Origin of the sequence: Streptomyces coeruleorubidus (genome assembly GCF_008705135.1) — a bacterium.
GTDB lineage: Bacteria > Actinomycetota > Actinomycetes > Streptomycetales > Streptomycetaceae > Streptomyces > Streptomyces coeruleofuscus.
Genome location: NZ_CP023694.1, coordinates 8,955,252 through 8,971,798 on the forward strand (window position 1 = coordinate 8,955,252; position 16,547 = coordinate 8,971,798).

The following is a 16,547-nucleotide window of genomic DNA, read 5'->3' on the forward strand; positions in this document are numbered from 1 at the left end:
CTGCCGGGGCGGTCGGGCCGATCGGGCGTGTGGCTCTGGGGACCTGCCGGGGCAGTCCGGCTGATCGGTCGCGGGGCTCAAGGGCCCTATCAGGGCAGTCCGGCCGATCGGTCATGGGCCCGTGCGGCCCTGCCGGGCAGCTCGGCCGATCAGTTGCTCGGACCCTGCGGCGCCCCGCTCGGCGGCAGCTCGGTCGGTCGATCTCTGCGGCCTGGCCGGGTCTCTCCATGCTGTCGCGGCCGATCAGCTGTGAGGCGGCCCTCCTGGCCCGTCGGTGGCAGCGCCGCCGGCCGCTCAGGCTGCCCCGGCCCTCCGGCAGCCGCGGCCGACCGCCGTGCGGACTCCGGGATCCGCCTCAGTCGGTCGCGGCCACCAGCCCCCGCACCCCCGCCACGCGCTCGCTCAGGCCGCCGTGCTCAGCGCCGGCCGCCCCTGGACGTCGCCCTCCTCCGTCCGGATGACCACCGGCGTCGTGGTACGGCGCTGTCGCAGCAGGTAGCCCGCGCCGATCGAGCCGGCGATGAGCAGGCCGCCGGTGACGAGGGCGCCGCGGGCGCCGGCCAGTTCCATGAGGAGGCCGAGCGCGGGCGGGCCGCCCAGGCTCCACACCGTGCCGATGCTGCCCCACACGCCCAGCACGCGACCCCGCAGGTGGGCGGGCGGGTCGGTCTGGAGGACGGCCGTGCCGGCGGTGTCGGAGACGGACTCCACCACGGCCATCGGCAGCACGAGCACGATCAGCACCGCGAGGGACGGCGACAGCCCCGCGACCACCTGGAGCAGTGCCCCGGCCGCCGCCAGCGCCCCCACGAGCCGCACGGACGGCCGGCGCAGCCGGGCGCCGAGGACCGCGCCGAGGATGCCGCCGACGGCGAGCACGGTCGACACCGTGCCGAACGAACCGGCACCACCCGCGAGCGGCCCGGTGACGAGCACGGCCAGGGTGAGCCCGTAATTACGGCCGAACACCGCGCTGATCCCGGTCACCCCGGCGAGCGCCATCAGACGCGGCCGGCGCGCGAAGAAGGCCAGCCCCTCGCGCACGGACATGTCCGAGCCGGTGCGCTTCGGCCCCACGGCGACGTCCCGCACCGCTCCGGCGGCCGGCCGCAGGAACGGAATGACCGAGGCCACGAACAGGAACGACACACCGTTCGCGAAGTACGCCGCGGACGTGCCGAGGAACCCCACCGCCACACCGGCCATGGCCGCTCCCACGAGCCGGCCCGACTGGTGCACCAGCGCCCCGACCCCGATGGCCGAGGGCACGTCCTCCGGTGGGACGAGATCGTTGCCCAGCAGCGCACACGCCGGGTTGTCGACGGTCGCGACGACACCCGTGACGGCGGCCAGCACCATCAGGGAGGTCATGTCGAGCCGGTCCAGCGCCACGAGCACGGCCGTCGTGAAGGCGATCGCGCCGAGCAGCGCCTGGCTCACGGTCGCCGTCAGCTTGCGGGGCCACCGGTCGACGGCAGCGCCGCCGAGGACGCTCATCAGCAGGGCAGGGGCTGCCTGCACGGACATGGACAGCCCCGTCGCGGCGGCGGACCCGGTGATCTCGAGGACCAGCAGGTTCTGCACCGTGAGCTGCATCCACGTACCGGCGTTCGACACGAAGTTCGCGACGGACCACCAGCGCATGCTGCGGTACCGCAGCGACCGCCAGGGCGAGCGCGAGGCGGGCAGGGCAGGGGAGGGGGACGAAGACACAGTGCTGTACTCGCAAGACGAGTCGGAGGACTCAGGAGGAGGAGGGCGGGGGGAACGAGAAGCACCGGCTGCGCTGCGCGGTGGTTCCCCTCGCCTGATACGGCGCCGACCATCGTGGCAGAGCAGACCCCCGAGTCGGATCCATCCGTACCTCTTCCACCGCCCCCACGCGTCCCAACCGCCGTCAGCGTCCGGGGATTTGGCGTCGCGAGTGTGGTTGATCACAGTTGTCGATCATGAACCTTGCCCGGGCCGCGTCACGTGACGGCGGCCACAGCGGACAGAGAAGGGCCCGTCGCCGGGGCGACGGGCCCTTCTCCTGTACCGCGGTGTGCGGCAGCGGCCGCTCTACTCGGACTTGCCGCGACCGGTCAGCGCGTCGCGCAGCCGGTCGATCATCCCGGTGCCCGGAGCCAGGAGCTTGTTGGCCGGAGGCTTGTCGGGGGCGGCCGGGTGGGGCCGGGTCGGGGCGGTCTTCTTCGCCTTCCGGACCTTCTCGCCCAGCTCGTTGAGCGCGTCCATCGGGCAGGCCTGCCGCAGGGCCGGGAAGAGGTTGCCCTCCTCGTCGGCGATGTGCGAGCGGATCTCGCTCATCAGCATGCCCATCAGCCGGTCGAAGTCGGCGTCGCCCGGGTCACAGCCCTCCAGGTCCTTCATGATCCGCTCGGCCGTGGCATGGTCCTCGAGCTCCTGGTCGGCGAGAGCGTCACCGTTGGCCACGTGCTCGCGTACGGCCGGATAGAGGTAGGCCTCCTCGGCCACCGAGTGCCGCACCAGCTCGATCGTGACCTGGTCCGCGTACGTCTTGCGGTCCTTGTGGCCGGACGGCAGCGCCTCGATCTTGCCGAACATCTCCTCGACTTCGCGGTGATCGGTCACCAGCTCGTCGATGACGTTTCCTCCGTGTCCCATGTCCTTCACCTCCAGCCCCCGGGTCCCCAAGGCCCCAGGGGGCTAACGCGCGGTCCGGGAGACCCCCCTTCGGTGTGCTCAGACCGGGAGCTTGGCTCGGACACGCCCCGCGGCCGCGGCCGGGCCCGTGGTGGCGCGGACGGAGCGCCGCACCAGACCGGCGTCCCGTCGCAGGCCACGGGCGGCGTGGCTGCCACGCCACACCACCGAGGGGCGGGCGCCGGTGTCGTCCGCGGCGATCAGCAGCCCGCCGAGCATGGACATGTTCTTGAAGAAGTGGATCCGCTGCTGGGCCCGCTCAGAAGGATCCTCCGCCTCCCAGAAGCGGTGCCCCGCCAGCGTCGTCGGCACCAGCGTGGCCGCGATGGCCAGCGCGGCCGGACGCGGCATGCGCCCGGTGGCCAGCATCAGCCCGGCCACGACCTGCACGGCGCCGTTCAGCCGTACGACCTGCTCGGTGCGGTCCGGCAGCGCCGAGACGCGTTCGGTGACCGGTTGTACGACGGGCTCGGCGACCGGGGCGACCTCCTTCGGGTCGCGGACGGAGTTCAGGCCGCCCGTGAGGAACATCGAGGCCAGCATGGGACGGCCGAGGACGCGCAACAGACTCATGGCCCTCTCCTGGGTGTCGGTGGGTTCGGCGTTCGCCGGGTTCCCCACCGGGAGCGGAAGCACTCACCCCGTTCGCGCCGCCCGGTGCCGGGCCCAGGCCTCCTCGCGCAGCTCCTCCGACAGCAGGACGTCCACGGCGGTGCACGCGAGGGCCTCCGTCGCGGCGACCAGCACCTCGCGGGCGCGGGGAGAGGCGGCGGCCTCGGCGAACTCCGGGGTGTGGTCGGAACCGTCCCCGTCCATGATCGCGACGAACGGGTGGATGGCGGGCACCCGCGTGCTGACGTTCCCGACGTCGGACGACCCCAGGTACACGCCGGGCACGGGCGGGGACAGCGGGATCCCGGCCCGGGACAGATGCGCGGCGAACCGCTCGGACAGCGCCTCGCTGTCCCGGAAGTGCTCGTAGCGCACGGTGGCCCGCTCCACCTCGGCGGTGGTGCCCGTGGCCCGGGCCACGCCGTCGGCACACTCCCGCAGCCGGTGCGTGAGGTCCTCCAGGGCCGGCGTCGTGGCCGCGCGCAGACCGAACAGGCCTTCGGCGTACTCCGGGACGATGTTCGTGGCGGTGCCGCCCTGGGTGACGATGCCCTGCACGTGCGAGCCCTCCGGCAGCCGCCGCCCCAGCACGGCCAGCACGTTGAACAGCTCCACCAGCGCCGCGAGCGCGTCGATGCCCTCCGTCGGGTTCCCCGTGGGGTGCGCGGCCCGGCCGTGGAAGGCCACCCGGTACTGCACCTGCGCGGTCAGTGGCGCCCGCGCCCAGCTGTGGACGCCCGGATGGAACATCAGCGCCGCGTCGACGCCGTCGAACACCCCCGCCTCCACCTCCAGGGCCTTGCCGCCTCCGCCCTCCTCGGCGGGTGTGCCCACCGCCAGCACCGACCCGGCGGACTCCTCCGCCACGGCCCCCACCGCCAGCGCGGCTCCCAGACCCGCCGCCGCGATGAGGTTGTGGCCGCACGCGTGGCCGAGGCCGGGCAGGGCGTCGTACTCCAGCAGCAGCGCCACCGCGGGCCGGCCCCGGCCCGAGCGCGCCGTGAACGCGGTCGGCATCCCCGCCACGCCCCGCTCCACGGCGAAACCGGCCCGTTCCAGCTCACCCGACAGCAGGGCCGCCGCCCGGTGCTCGGCGAAGGCGTACTCGGGATCGGCGTGCAGCCGCGAGGCCACATCCCACAGCGCGTCGGCCCGGACCGCCACCTCCTCCCGGACGGCCTGGTGTACGTCCTCACGCGTGCGATCCACAGGGGCCTCCCCGGCGTCGGCTGCGGTGCGTCCCCGACCGGGTTTCACCGCCCGGTGCGGCGACACCCGCGGCGCTTCTACCGGGGGCCGTGCCCCTTGATCCCCTGGCGGGACGCGACCTCGACCGGTGGACCGAGCAGCCGGTCTGCGGGATTCTCCCTGCCTGCCGGGTGCGATCGGGGACACGGCCGCACCGGACGACAGCGATCGGGGTTCGCCTTGCCGTGAGGGTCGCTGTGTTTCGTCTGGTGCGGTGTGCCTTCGGGCAGGTCTCCGCCGGGTGCGGCGGCACCGCCGTGCCCGGCCCGGTTCCGCCCTCCCGCGGCACTCGCCGCGTTTCGTCCGGTGCGGTTGTGCATCTGGGCGGGTTCACACCGGGTGCGGGCGGCACCGCCGCACTGCGACCTGGGTGGTTGTGCCCCGAACCGGCCCGGCCCGTTGCCGCCGCACCCACCGCGTTTCGACCGTTGCCCGAGTGCAACACGGTCGGTGTACCCGCCGGGCCACGACAGCGTGGACGCCGCGGCGGCGGCCGGGCGGGCCGGATCCGGGAGGAACCATGGACCACTCGCGCGTGCCCGTCCTGGAGGCGCTGGAGGACTTCCGGCGCCGCGGCGACATCGCCTACGGCCCGCCGGGCCACAAGCAGGGCAGGGGAGTGGACCCCCGGGTCGCGGAGATCGTCGGGCTCGACGTGTTCCGTTCCGACGTGCTCTCCCTCAACGGCCTCGACGACCGCCGCCAGTCGCAGGGAGTCCTCAGCCGGGCCCAGGAGCTGATGGCGGACGCGGTCGGTGCCGAGCACGCGTTCTTCTCCACCTGTGGCAGCTCCCTGTCCGTGAAGACGGCCATGATCGCCGCGGCCGGCCCGGGCGAGAAGCTGCTGCTGTCGCGCAACGCCCACAAGTCCGTCATCGCGGCCGTCGTCGTGAACGGCGTCGAGCCGATCTGGGTGCATCCGAAGTTCGACGCCGAACGGCACTTGGCCCACCCGCCCGAGCCCGACGACGTCCGTCGGCGGCTCCGTGAACACCCCGACGCCAAGGGCATGCTGCTCATCACACCCACCGACTGGGGCTCCTGCGCGGACATCGGGGGAGTGGCCCGGGTGTGCCACGAGTTCGACGTCCCCGTCATCGTCGACGAGGCATGGGGCGCACACCTGCCGTTCCACCCCGCCCTGCCCGCCTGGGGCATGGACGCCGAGGCCGACCTGGTGGTGACCAGCGTGCACAAGATGGGCGGGGCCGTGGAACAGAGCTCCGTCTTCCACCTCCAGTACGACCGCGTCTCGCCCGAGGCCCTCAAGCAGCGGGAGGACCTGCTCGGCACGACCAGCGCTTCCTCCCTCGTCTACGCCACGCTCGACGGCTGGCGCCGCCAGATGGTCGAACAGGGGCACGAGCTCCTGGAAGCCGCCATCCGCCGGGCCGAGCGCATCCGGGCGGTGGTCGCCGACCTGCCGGGTCTGCGGCCCATGGGCCGTGAGGTCGTGGAAGAGGGGCTCACCGCCGACCTCGATCCGCTCAAGCTCGTCATCGACGTACGCAAGCTCGGCATCAGCGGGATGCAGGCCGCGGAGTGGCTGCGAACCCACCGCCACGTGGACGTCGGTGGCTCGGACACCTGCCGCATCAGCGCCTCGATCACCTACGCGGACGACGACGAGACCGAGACGGTCCTGGTGGACGCCCTTGCCGCGCTCGTCGAGCGAGCGGACACCATCGAGCGGCGGCCGCCGGTCCGTCTGCCCGAGCCCTCGGCGCTGGAGCTGGAGCAGGCGATGCTGCCCCGCGAGGCGTTCTTCGCCCCGGTCGAGCACGTGCCCGCCGAGCGGGCCGCCGGACGGATCTCCGCGGAGATGATCAGCCCCTACCCGCCGGGCGTGCCCGTGGTGGCACCCGGCGAGGTCGTCACCGACGAGGTCCTGGACTACCTGCGCAGCGGCGTCGAACACGGCGTCCTCATCCCCGACGCGGCGGACTCCTCCGTCCGCACTCTGCGGGTCGTGGCGCGGGGCTGAGCCGGTGGTCTCCACGGCGTAGCCGACGGGGAGTTGGCCCGGACCGGGCGCGGCCGTCCCCCGACACTCTGTCAGGCTGCGGGCGCTGGATGCCGACACGGGTCGTCCCGGCGTCAATTACCGGCCTTGCTGTAACTTATGTGACAGATGTTGAATATGTTATGAAAATAAACTCCTGGGTAAGTTGGCATGAAATGTCCGTATCGGGTGCACTAGAGGAGAAAGCATCCGCTTCCCCAAGGAGATGGTGCAATGACTTCCACCGAGAAGTTCACCGAGGAACTGACGGGCATCCAGAGTGCCGACATCGAGGCGGCACTCGACCCGGCAGAAACCGACGGCATCTACCGCGACAGCCGTGAGTGCGCCGCACTCGCGCTGTTCAAGGGCGGATTCGGTCTGCTTCTGTCGCCGCCCACCCCGCGCCCCAAGAAGGGTTGAGTGGATCGACAGGAGTGACCATGGAGCAGTCAGGCACTTCGTCCCTCTTGCAGGGCGCGGTGCAGGAACTCGCTTCCGGCGTGGTCTCCGCTCTTCGGAGCGGAGACCACGCTCGTGCGGCCGCCCCGGCGCTGGCCGACGTGGAAGCGGAGGGCCTCACCCTTGCGGCCGTACGCGTGCTGGGAGCCGACGCGCTGCTGCCGAGCACCCTTCTGCACGCCCCGCCCCTGCCCGGCGAACTCGCCGTGTTCCGGAAGGCCGTGGAGGCCTACCCGCCCGGCCCCGGCGCCGCCCCCGCCGTGGTGTGGAGCCATTGGGCCATGCGGCGTACGCTGCGGCGTCTCGACCCGGGCCACGCCGACGGCCCGGACGGCGATCCCGACGCCGCCTGGCTGGAGGGCGCCACCTGGCAAGTCCTCACGCACCAGCTCGCGGTGCTGGCCGCCCTCGCCCTGCCGGGCGAGGACTGCGCGGTCGCCCGCGCGGCCGGTCAGCGTCCGGTCGACGTCGCCCGTGGCTTCGTGCGCGCGGTACGCCGCAGGGACTGGCGGCAGGCGGCCGGCGCCGGACGCTGGCTGACCCTGCTGGAGGGTGTACCGCAGACGCTGGGACTCGAGAACGGCCTGGACTTCGTGGAGCTGATGGGCGGACAGGACCCGCTCGTGGCGCTGCAGGTACGGGCGGCACGGCTGACACGGGCGGGAGCGTTCGTGTGAGGGAGTCACGGGGGACACGGCAGGTGGCCGAGGACGCCCTGGCCTGGGTGTCCGCCCATCGCGAGCAGTTCGCGCTGGGCGAGGACGCACTGGCCGCCGACGGACAGGTGAACCGCAGCTGGAAGCCGCTGGGGGAACTGGCCCAGGTGTGCGCCACCGTGTCCCGGCACACCGCGCCGCCGGATCCGCTCCACGCGTGCGCCGCGGACCTGATGGCCTTCGCGTGGCAGCAGACCGGCCAGGGAGAGCTGTTCCTGCGCCTGCAACGGCTGGAGCCCTTCGCCACCTACCCGTTGGAGGTGTACGCCGCCATGGCCGCGGCGGGCCTGCGGCACCCCGGGTACGAGGCGGCCACCGCCGCGGTGGCCCGCACCCGCGGCTGGCAGGTGACCGAGCAGGAGCCCACGCGGCGGCTCGGTGTCCTGAACGCCGAGATCCGCAGCGGCATCCGGGAATCCGACGCGATGCCGCAGGCACTGCGGCGCACCTGGCTGGCCGGGCTGCCCGAGCCCTGGACCTTCGAGGCGTCCTCGGGCTACTCCCTCACCCACGTGGTCTTCCACCTGACCGACTGGGGACGCGCCGGGCCCGGGGGCGTACCCCCGGACCTGGCCGACTACCTCGCCGACTGGCTGCCGCCCTGGCTCGACACCTGTCTGGACGCCGGGATGTGGGACCTCGGCTGCGAGCTGCTGGCCGTGGCGGCGAGCCTGCCCCTGCTGCCCGAACGCGACATCCTCCAGGACGCCTGGGCGCGGATCGCGGCCGTACAGCACCCCTCCGGCGCGATCCCGGAGCAGGGGGGCGGCACGGACCACGACAGCGGCCCGGACTTCCTCTCCCACTACCACCCCACCCTCATGGCCGCCTTCGCCGCAACCCTGACCACCGGGCGGCTCGACGACGGAACCCGGGCAGGAACGCACCACCGGCCCGGCGGACAAGGAGTGCTGGGATGACCGACACCCGCCTGATCCACAACGTCGGAGCCGGCGCGCTGGAATGGCTGTGGGCCCACCGCGACGGATTCCAGCTGGAACCCGACGTCGACCCGGAGGTCGGCTTCCTGGAACGCTTCAAACCCATCGGCGAACTCGCCATGATCTGCAAGGTGCTGTTCCGCGAGGGTGTCGCGGGATCGCGCCAGGCGCAGCTGGCCCGGCAACTCCTCGACCACGCCTGGCGCGAGACGCTGGACGGCGGCCGCATGCTGGTGCGGGGGCAGCTCACGGAGCCGCTCTCCCCCATCCCGTTCGAGGTGTACCTGCCCTTCAAGGAACTGGGCTACAGCCAGCCGGAGATCGAGCGGGCGGCCCGCCTGAACCACCGGCTGGAGAGCTGGGTGGCGTTCGAGGCGACCCCCACCCGGCGGCTCGGCCTGTCCGCGTTCCAGCGCCGGTTCGGCCTCCCGCCCCGGCCTCCGGAAGCCGAACTGCGGGACACGACCTGGCTGGCCCGCACCCCCGAGCCCTGGACCGTGGAAGGACACATCGCCTACGACGTCACGCACAACGTCTTCCACCTGACCGACTGGGGGGAGAGGCCGGACGGCCTGCCGCCCGGCACCGCGGACTACCTCGCGACCTGGCTGCCGGTCTGGATCGACGACTGGCTGGACCTGGAACGCTGGGACCTGCTCGGCGAACTTCTGGTGGTCGACGCCTGCCTGCCCCGCCCCACCCTGGACGAACGGGCGTGGGAGGGCTTCGCCGCCGCACAGCAGCCCGACGGGGCCATGCCCGCCCTGCGGACGATGCCCCAAGGCGCCCCCGACGAGGTGTTCGACATCGTCTACCACCCGACCCTGGTCGCCGCCTACGCCTCCGTCCTGGCCACGTCCCGGTCCCTGTCCCGGCTGGCCCAGGCATCATGACGGCCCGTCGGCATACTCCGTGGCCCGGCGAACCGCTCGACGGCGCCGAGACTCCGGCTCCGCGTGCCAGGCCGGCGGACGACTTTCCGCCCCTGTGGGACACGGCGACGGACGGGGACCCGGGGGTTCCGCGCGACACACCGACGGGTCGGGCGCCGGCTCTGCGTTCCCGGCCGGCGGACGAGGGCCTGCCACCGCGTGACACGGCGACGGACGGGGGCCCGGGGGCTCCGCGCGACACACCGACGGGTCGGGCGCCGGCTCTGCGTTCCCAGTCGGCGGACGAGTCCCCGCCGACGCGTAACACGGCGGCGGACGAGCCCCCGGCCCCCCGTGCGGAGCCCGCGGCCGCGACCCCTGCCCGGCGCGTCCCTCGGTCGGCTGTGTCCCCGGTCGACGGCCCGCTCGCCGAGCGTCTCGCGGACGCCGTCGCCGCATCCGACGCCCCGGACGTCGTCTTCGCCCTCTCCCGGCACGGCCGTCGCACCATCGCGAGCGGCGGTACCTCCCCGCCCCCGCCGCTTCCCCGCGAGGACCTCCGCTACGAGACCGGCTCGGCCGCCAAGACGTTCACCGGCCTGCTGCTGGCCCGGCTGATCCACAGCGGCGAGTTGTCCGGCGGTGAACCGGCCGCCGCCCTCCTGGCGAGGGGACAGCCGCCCGGTGCGAACCCGGTGACGCTCGCCCACCTGATCACCCATACCTCCGGGCTGCCCGCCCTGCCGGCCGGCTTCTTCCTCCGGGGCCTGCCCGCCTGGCACACCAACCCCTACGCCCGCTTCCCCGCCGCCCGGGTCGCCGACGCCTTCCTGCGTCACCGGCCCCGCCACCGCCCCGGCACCCGCTGGCGCTACTCCAACTACGGCGTCGCCGTACTCGGACACGCACTCGCCGCCGCGACCCGCACACCATGGGAGGACCTGCTCACCGACCAGGTCCTGCGCCCGCTCGGCCTCAACGGCACGACTCTGCGGGCGGACGACTCCGGGCTCGACGCCCCCGGGCACGGCAAGGACGGCGAGTCGCCCGTGCCCCCCTTCGACGCCGGGGGCTTCCAGGCGGCGGGTGCCGTGCGGGCCACGCCGCACGATCTGCTCACCTTCATCGAGGCTCACCTGGACCCGACCGGAGCGCCATCGCAGCTGGCCGCCGCCCTGCGCGCGGTGCGCCGCCCCGTGCTCCGCCGGGGCATCGGGCACCGGCACGTCCACACCATCGCCTGGTTCTGTCACCCGACCGGCGGCGGACCGATGTACTTCCACAGCGGCGCGACCCTCGGCCAGCAGGCGTTCCTGGGCTTCCGCCCCGACACCGGCACGGCCCTGGCCGCGCTGTGCACCCGCCGCTTCCGCGCCCACGACCCGTTCCTGGCCACCGCGTACGAGCTGCTGGCGGAGGAGGAGTAGCGGGGTCCGTCCGGCACCGACGGCACCTGCCGCCCAGGCGCCGGACAGCCCTGACCCTTCGTCATACCCGCTGCCACAGGGCCGGAGTGCGGCTGGGCGCCCACGCGCCCTGGGCCTGGTGGGTCTGCAGGCACCGGTAGCGCACACCGGCGTGGCTCACCGTTGCACCGGCCTCATAGACCCGTCCGGCGGCCCACGCCTGCGTGCCGTTGTCCCCCGGTGCCGAGGGCTGGGCGGCGGCGGTCCTGAGCGTGAGGCCGAAGTCCCTGAGCAGGGGATTGATCGGCTGGTAGAAGGTGGTCCCCCCGCTCTTGCAGTCGCCCATGCCGCCGGAGGTCACGCCCTGCGCCTGGACGCCCGCGACGAAGGGCCCGCCGGAGTCGCCCGGCTCGGCGCACACCGTCGTCCGGGTCAGCCCGTCCACCCTGCCCTCGGCGTAGCTGACACTGGTGTCGTGCTGCTCGATCTGGCCGCAGTGCCACCCGGTGGTGGAGCCGGAGCGGCAGACAGCGGCCCCGACGAGCGCCTGCACCGAGCCGGTGATCTGCACCTTCTGCTCGCCCTCGACCTTCACGTTCGGGGTGGTCGTCCACTGGTCGTTGACGGCCACCCAGGACATGTCCTTGCCGGGGAACGTGGAAGCCTGGATCGTGCCTTGCTCCGCGTTGTCGAACCCGGTCGTCCTGGCGCCGCTCTTGCCGCAGTGGCCCGCCGAGGCGAAGCCCTGCTGGTCGCCCTTGGTGACGGAGAAGCCGACGGAGCAGCGGGCGGAGCCGTCGATGTAGTAGGCGTCGCCGCCCGTGATCTCCGCGAGAAGGCGCGGCCGGTCCGCCGTCACCTTGACGCCCACGCTCTTGCCGTCGAGGCCCGCGGCCTTGACGAAGGCGGCGGCCGCGGCCTTGTTCGTGGCCTCCAGCGCGACCCGGTTCGCCGGGATGTCGATGTACCACAGGGGTGTGTCACGCGTGCTGACGCGACCCGCCGCAGCGTCCAGTTTCCGCTTCGCGGCCTGGAGGTCGCGGAGCGTCTTCTTCACGACGGCCGCCTTGGCGCCCTGGGCCCTGATGACGGGCACATCCGTTGCGTGGGTGGTCGCCACGACCAGCTCCTGTGACGTCGCGCCGCGCAACCAGGCCCCCGCGAAACGGTTGCCCAGCGCGTTGCGCAGTCGCCCCGCCCGAGTGCCCGCCTCCGCCTCGTTGACCAGCCGCCGGGACGCCTGGGCCGGGGTCAGCCCGAGGTCGCGCTGCAGAGCACGCAGTACCGGAGCCGACGGCCGGTCGGCGCCGAGGGTCTGGGCGGACGAGGGAAGAGATCCCGCGGGGGGCGCCGGCTCGGCCGCCACGGCCGAGGGGATCCCGGTGGCGACGAGTGCGCCGAGCGCGGTCAGGGCCGCCCGGCGTCCGGTCACGGTATGTCTGTGGACCATTCGGTGTGTCTCCTTCGCTCACGCTGGAACTGTCGCAAGGACAAAGGCCTTGCCGGAACGGCCCGGAGTGATGTCCCGGGCCGCCCCGTTTCGCGCTTTGGCGCGGGGAAGGGGCGCCAAGTGCAGTACTGCGGACGCCAGGCGGGTCACGCGGGCTTCAGACCGGGCGAACCCACCTCCGTGACGAAGGACGCAGCCGTCGAGACGGTGCCCCCGGGCGTCGTGATGGCCGAGACGGTCCGGAAGTCGGCCTGGGCGTTCTCGCGGCCCAGTGCGACCCGGAGGTAGCCGCGCCGGCCGTCGAAGAACTTCAAGTGAGGGTTGGCCTTCATGTACGTGTCCCACTCGGTCGGCTTCCGGGCGCCGTTCCCGCCGCTGGCGATGGAGGTGCAGGTGAACTCCGTGCCCACCGTCCTGGACGCCGGGTCGTCGAAGTCGTCCTTGATGTCGAAGGCGTACCCGACGTGGACGTCGCCGGTGAGGACCATCCAGTTGTCGACGCCCGCGGCCTTCGCGCCCGCCATGAGGCGGTTGCGGGAGGCGCGGTAGCCGTCCCAGGCGTCCATGGAGACCCGGGCCGGCGCGGTCAGGTCGAACTTGCGCTGGGAGAAGCACACCTGCTGGGGCATCACGTGCCACAGCGCGGCGGAGTCCCGCCAGCCGTCCAGCAGCCAGCGCTCCTGCGCGGCGCCGGTGAGGGTGCGGGCCGGATCGTCGGACTCGGGGCCCGGCGCGTGCGGCCGGTCGTTGTAGGCCTGGTCGGAGCGGTACTGGCGGGTGTCGAGGATGTCGAACTGGGCGAGCGAGCCCCAGGCCAGCCGGCGGTACAACCGGGCGTCGGGTCCCTGCGGCAGCTGCCCGGCACGCAGCGGCTGATTCTCCCAGTACGCCCGGTAGGCGGCGGCACGCCGCACCAGGAACTGCTCAGCAGGACCGCCCTTCTCGTCGATGGCGCCCGCGTAGTTGTTCTCGGTCTCGTGATCGTCCCAGGTGACCACGAACGGGTGCCGGGCGTGCGCGGCCTGCAGATCCGGGTCGCTCTTGTAGAGCGCGTAGCGCAGCCGGTAGTCCGCCAGCGTGGTGGTCTCGCGGTTGAACACGTCGGGCAGCTTGCGGTCGGTGTAGCGGCGGTCCCCGCCGGCGGAGTCCACCGGGTACTCGTACAGGTAGTCGCCGAGGTGGAAGACCACGTCGACGTCCTCCTGCGCCAGATGACGATGGGCGGTGTAGTAGCCGTCCTGGTAGGCCTGGCAGGCGACAGCGGCCAGTCGCAGGCTGTCCGCGGCACTGCCCTCGGCCGGCGCCGTCCGGGTGCGCCCGACGGGGCTGATCCAGGTGCCCACCCGGAACCGGTAGTAGTAGTGGCTGTCCGGCATCATGCCCTTGACGTCGACGTGCACGCTGTGGGCGTACTCGGGGTGGGCCGTGGCGACCCCCTGGTGCTCGACGAGGGCGAACCACTCGTCCATGGCCACTTCCCACTGGACGACGACCCGCTGCCGGCCCAGGCCGCCGTCCTCCGCGAACGGCTCGGGAGCGAGCCGGGTCCAGATCAGCACCGAGTCGGGCAGCGGGTCCCCGGACGCCACGCCGAGGGTGAACGGGTCGTTGGTGATCCGCGCCGCGTCCAGCTCGGGAGCGGCGGTGACACCGCGGGCCGGCCGGTTGGTGGAGAAGGCGAGCATCGCGGCCGCCGCGGTGACGGTCAGGAAGCGACGGCGGGCGACGTGCGGTGCCGCGGTGCGCAGTACGGCGTCGTGCGGGGAGAAGGCATGCTCGGACGGTGGTCTTTGACGACCCGTCAGCGCCATCTGGTGTCCTCTCGTGCGGGGCGCGGAGCAAGCATGCTAAGCAGACAAAATGCCTGATAGCGGCACGACTTGCGGGGCGTTCACACCAGAGGCGGTACGCGAGCGGCTCGTCACGTCACGCAGCCGTCAGCGGCGGGCCGTTGGCAGGCGCCGCGTGCCGCGGGACACGAGTGGGACACGAGAACGCCGCCGGCGTGGGCCGGCGGCGGATGGGGGACTGGGCTGTCTAGCGGGCCGCTTGAGCTGCGGCCCCGGTGGTCACGTGGTCGTGGACGGGCAGATGGTAGACGTGGAACGCCCGCCCGATGACCGGCTGGGCGACGTTGCGCACCCGCACGCCGCCGTTCGTCATGCCGTGTTCCGTGCCGGCGTGCGCGTGCCCGTGCACCGCGAGGTCGGCGCCGGCGGTGTCGATCGCCTCGGCCAGCAGATAGCTGCCCAGGAACGGATAGATCTCCAGCGGCTCGCCCGCCAGCGTGTCCGGGACGGGGGAGAAGTGGGTCAGGGCGATCCGCGCGTCGCAGCCCTCCTCGCCCAGCTGCTCCAGGGACGCGCGCAGGCTGTCGGCGCATCGGCGCGAGTACCTGACGAACTCCTTCATGACCGGCTCGCCGAACTCCCCGGCGCAGCGGCCGACGAAACCGCCGCCGAACCCCTTGGTGCCGGCCACGCCGATCCGCGCCCCGCCGCTCGTCACGACCGTGCCCTGCCCCTCCAGGACATGGGCACCGGCGTCCCGGAGGATGGCCGTGACCTCGTCGGGCCGGTCGTCGTGATGGTCGTGGTTGCCCAGCACGGCGACCACCGGAACCCCGAGGTCCCGGACCTCCCGGGCCACCACCCGGGCCTCCTCGGGGGTGCCGTGCCGGGTCAGGTCCCCGGCCAGCAGCAGGAGGTCGGCGCACTCGGGCAGGGTCTCGAAGGCGGGCCGGAGCAGGCCCTGGCTGTCGGGCCCCATGTGGATGTCTCCGACGGCTGCGATGCGGATCATGCGAGTTCCTCCGCGTGGTCGGGGGAGGACGTCTCGGTCACCACGAGGTCGCTGTGCACCGGGACCCCGGCGAGCTCCTCCTGCACGGTGCGGACGATCTCGTCGCGGCAGGGCGCCGAGGGGACGGTGCCGGTGAGCAGCACCGTCCGGCCGCGGGCCTCGACCCGTACGCCCAGTTCACCGAGTTCACCGGAGGCGAGGCGGTCCTGGAGGTGGGCGATCCGGTACTCCAGGTTCTGCTCCGGCTCCCCGCCGCCCGGGGGCTGTGAGCCGTGGGTAGTCATGGGTGTTCCTTCCGCGTCAGATGACGTTCAGGCGCTCCAGGAGGAAGAAGAACGCGGCGGGCATGGGCTCGTCCCCGCACTCGCGCCGCACCCGCTCCCAGTCGACCTTCTCGCGCAGGGCGCGCGCGATGGGCAGGGCCGCGCCGAAGTCGCAGTGGTGCTCGGAGAAGGCGGCGATCAGGCTCCACAGCAGGTCGGTCGGGGCCAGCACGGGCATGCGCACCGAGTCGACCGAGACCTCCTCCGCCCGCTCCAGCATGTCCGCGCCGACCGGCCGGTGCGCCAGCTCGAAGATGATGTCCACCGGCTGGCCGAAACACGTGGCCTTGATCAGCCAGTCCTCCGGCGGGCTGTAGACCGTCAGCCCGGCCTCGCGCAGCGTGGCCGCCACCGCGTCCGCGTCCTCGGGGCGGATGGCGAAGTCGACGTCGTGCTGGAGGTTCTTCTCGCCGCCGTGGGCGTAGGCGGCCACGCTCCCGGCCAGCGCGAAGAGGTGCCCCTTGCGCTTCAGCAGGGCGCCGACCTGCTTGGCCGCCTCCAGAATCGCCTGGTTGCGGTCCAGGGGCAGCTCCTGCGGCGGCTCGTCGGCCTGCGGGTCCTGCGGTGGCGCGGGCTCGGACTGGTCCGGTGCCAGCCGGAAATCGGGGATTCCCGGTCGCCGGACGAGCGTCGCGTCATCACCGTTCTGCGTCATGACCACTCCATTCGCGGAAAGGGCACCCCGCCGCCGCGCGGTGCCGGACCCGTGACGGCCTGCTGCGTGCCCGCTCTGAGTACCCGGAGCCGCCACACCGACACGAAAGGCCCGCGAAGAGCACCCGACCGAGGGCCGGTTTCCGCCGAGGCCGAGGTCGAGCCGACCGCGACGAACCGGGACGGCTGCCCGACCGGCGCGCCCGGCCCTGTCATCGCCCCGGGGCCGGACTCGCCTCACGCACGTGCACCGTCTCGTCGACAATCGCCGGGGGCGGCTCGATCGTCATCTCCGCCGTGGGCGACGGATGGCAGTCGTACACCAAGCGCTGCGTGGGCGGCGTCCACGACGGCGAGACCGTCCTGCGGGACCCCGGCTGAGACCTCGGCCGAGT

At 73.0% G+C, this 16,547-nt stretch carries 15 protein-coding genes; 6 read left to right on the plus strand and 9 right to left on the minus strand.

Features of this window, described 5'->3' with window-relative positions:
• Positions 1-402 precede the first annotated feature (402 nt).
• From CP976_RS40810 to CP976_RS40825, 4 genes are all read right to left on the minus strand, one after another.
• Positions 403-1,689 (minus strand): MFS transporter, encoded by a 1,287-nt coding sequence (locus CP976_RS40810; RefSeq protein ID WP_268250152.1) that lies wholly within the window; start codon positions 1,687-1,689, stop codon positions 403-405.
• A gap of 372 nt (positions 1,690-2,061) precedes the next feature.
• The gene (locus tag CP976_RS40815) at positions 2,062-2,625 is read right to left on the minus strand and encodes a hemerythrin domain-containing protein (RefSeq protein ID WP_086844803.1); all 564 of its coding nucleotides are present in this window, start codon (positions 2,623-2,625) and stop codon (positions 2,062-2,064) included.
• A gap of 78 nt (positions 2,626-2,703) precedes the next feature.
• Positions 2,704-3,237 (minus strand): DoxX family protein, encoded by a 534-nt coding sequence (locus CP976_RS40820; protein WP_150484873.1) that lies wholly within the window; start codon positions 3,235-3,237, stop codon positions 2,704-2,706.
• 63 nt (positions 3,238-3,300) lie between these two features.
• Positions 3,301-4,485, minus strand: a complete 1,185-nt coding sequence (locus tag CP976_RS40825; RefSeq protein WP_150484874.1) for an amidohydrolase — start codon at positions 4,483-4,485, stop codon at positions 3,301-3,303.
• 559 nt (positions 4,486-5,044) lie between these two features.
• On the opposite strand from CP976_RS40825, the gene CP976_RS40830 reads away from it, so the two are divergent.
• The 6 genes from CP976_RS40830 (at position 5,045) to CP976_RS40855 (ending at position 10,944) form a co-directional block, all read left to right on the plus strand.
• Positions 5,045-6,508: an aminotransferase class I/II-fold pyridoxal phosphate-dependent enzyme gene (locus CP976_RS40830; protein WP_150484875.1), complete on the plus strand. Its 1,464-nt coding sequence runs from the start codon at positions 5,045-5,047 to the stop codon at positions 6,506-6,508.
• A gap of 252 nt (positions 6,509-6,760) precedes the next feature.
• Entirely contained in the window at positions 6,761-6,949 is a 189-nt protein-coding gene (locus CP976_RS40835) for a hypothetical protein (RefSeq protein WP_086561653.1), read from the plus strand.
• A 20-nt stretch (positions 6,950-6,969) separates the two neighbouring features.
• Positions 6,970-7,665 (plus strand): hypothetical protein, encoded by a 696-nt coding sequence (locus tag CP976_RS40840; protein WP_150484876.1) that lies wholly within the window; start codon positions 6,970-6,972, stop codon positions 7,663-7,665.
• Positions 7,662-8,624 (plus strand): DUF6895 family protein, encoded by a 963-nt coding sequence (locus tag CP976_RS40845; RefSeq protein ID WP_150484877.1) that lies wholly within the window; start codon positions 7,662-7,664, stop codon positions 8,622-8,624. Before CP976_RS40840 ends, CP976_RS40845 begins: the two co-directional genes overlap by 4 nt.
• Positions 8,621-9,538 (plus strand): DUF6895 family protein, encoded by a 918-nt coding sequence (locus tag CP976_RS40850; protein WP_150484878.1) that lies wholly within the window; start codon positions 8,621-8,623, stop codon positions 9,536-9,538. The genes CP976_RS40845 and CP976_RS40850 overlap by 4 nt, the downstream gene beginning before the upstream one ends.
• 383 nt (positions 9,539-9,921) lie before the next feature.
• The gene (locus CP976_RS40855) at positions 9,922-10,944 is read left to right on the plus strand and encodes a serine hydrolase domain-containing protein (RefSeq protein WP_150484879.1); all 1,023 of its coding nucleotides are present in this window, start codon (positions 9,922-9,924) and stop codon (positions 10,942-10,944) included.
• A gap of 61 nt (positions 10,945-11,005) precedes the next feature.
• Here CP976_RS40855 and CP976_RS40860 read toward each other — a convergent pair whose 3' ends face one another.
• From CP976_RS40860 to CP976_RS40880, 5 genes are all read right to left on the minus strand, one after another.
• Entirely contained in the window at positions 11,006-12,373 is a 1,368-nt protein-coding gene (locus CP976_RS40860; RefSeq protein ID WP_150484880.1) for a carbohydrate-binding protein, read from the minus strand.
• 146 nt (positions 12,374-12,519) lie between these two features.
• Positions 12,520-14,184, minus strand: coding sequence for an alkaline phosphatase D family protein (locus CP976_RS40865; protein WP_150484881.1), 1,665 nt, complete (start codon positions 14,182-14,184; stop codon positions 12,520-12,522).
• A gap of 226 nt (positions 14,185-14,410) precedes the next feature.
• Positions 14,411-15,175, minus strand: a complete 765-nt coding sequence (locus tag CP976_RS40870; RefSeq protein ID WP_150484882.1) for a metallophosphoesterase family protein — start codon at positions 15,173-15,175, stop codon at positions 14,411-14,413.
• On the minus strand, positions 15,172-15,459 hold the full coding sequence (locus CP976_RS40875; RefSeq protein WP_086848408.1) for a BON domain-containing protein: 288 nt from the start codon (positions 15,457-15,459) through the stop codon (positions 15,172-15,174). The genes CP976_RS40870 and CP976_RS40875 overlap by 4 nt, the downstream gene beginning before the upstream one ends.
• A 16-nt stretch (positions 15,460-15,475) precedes the next feature.
• On the minus strand, positions 15,476-16,153 hold the full coding sequence (locus CP976_RS40880; RefSeq protein ID WP_150484883.1) for a nucleotidyltransferase family protein: 678 nt from the start codon (positions 16,151-16,153) through the stop codon (positions 15,476-15,478).
• Positions 16,154-16,547: the final 394 nt, after the last annotated feature.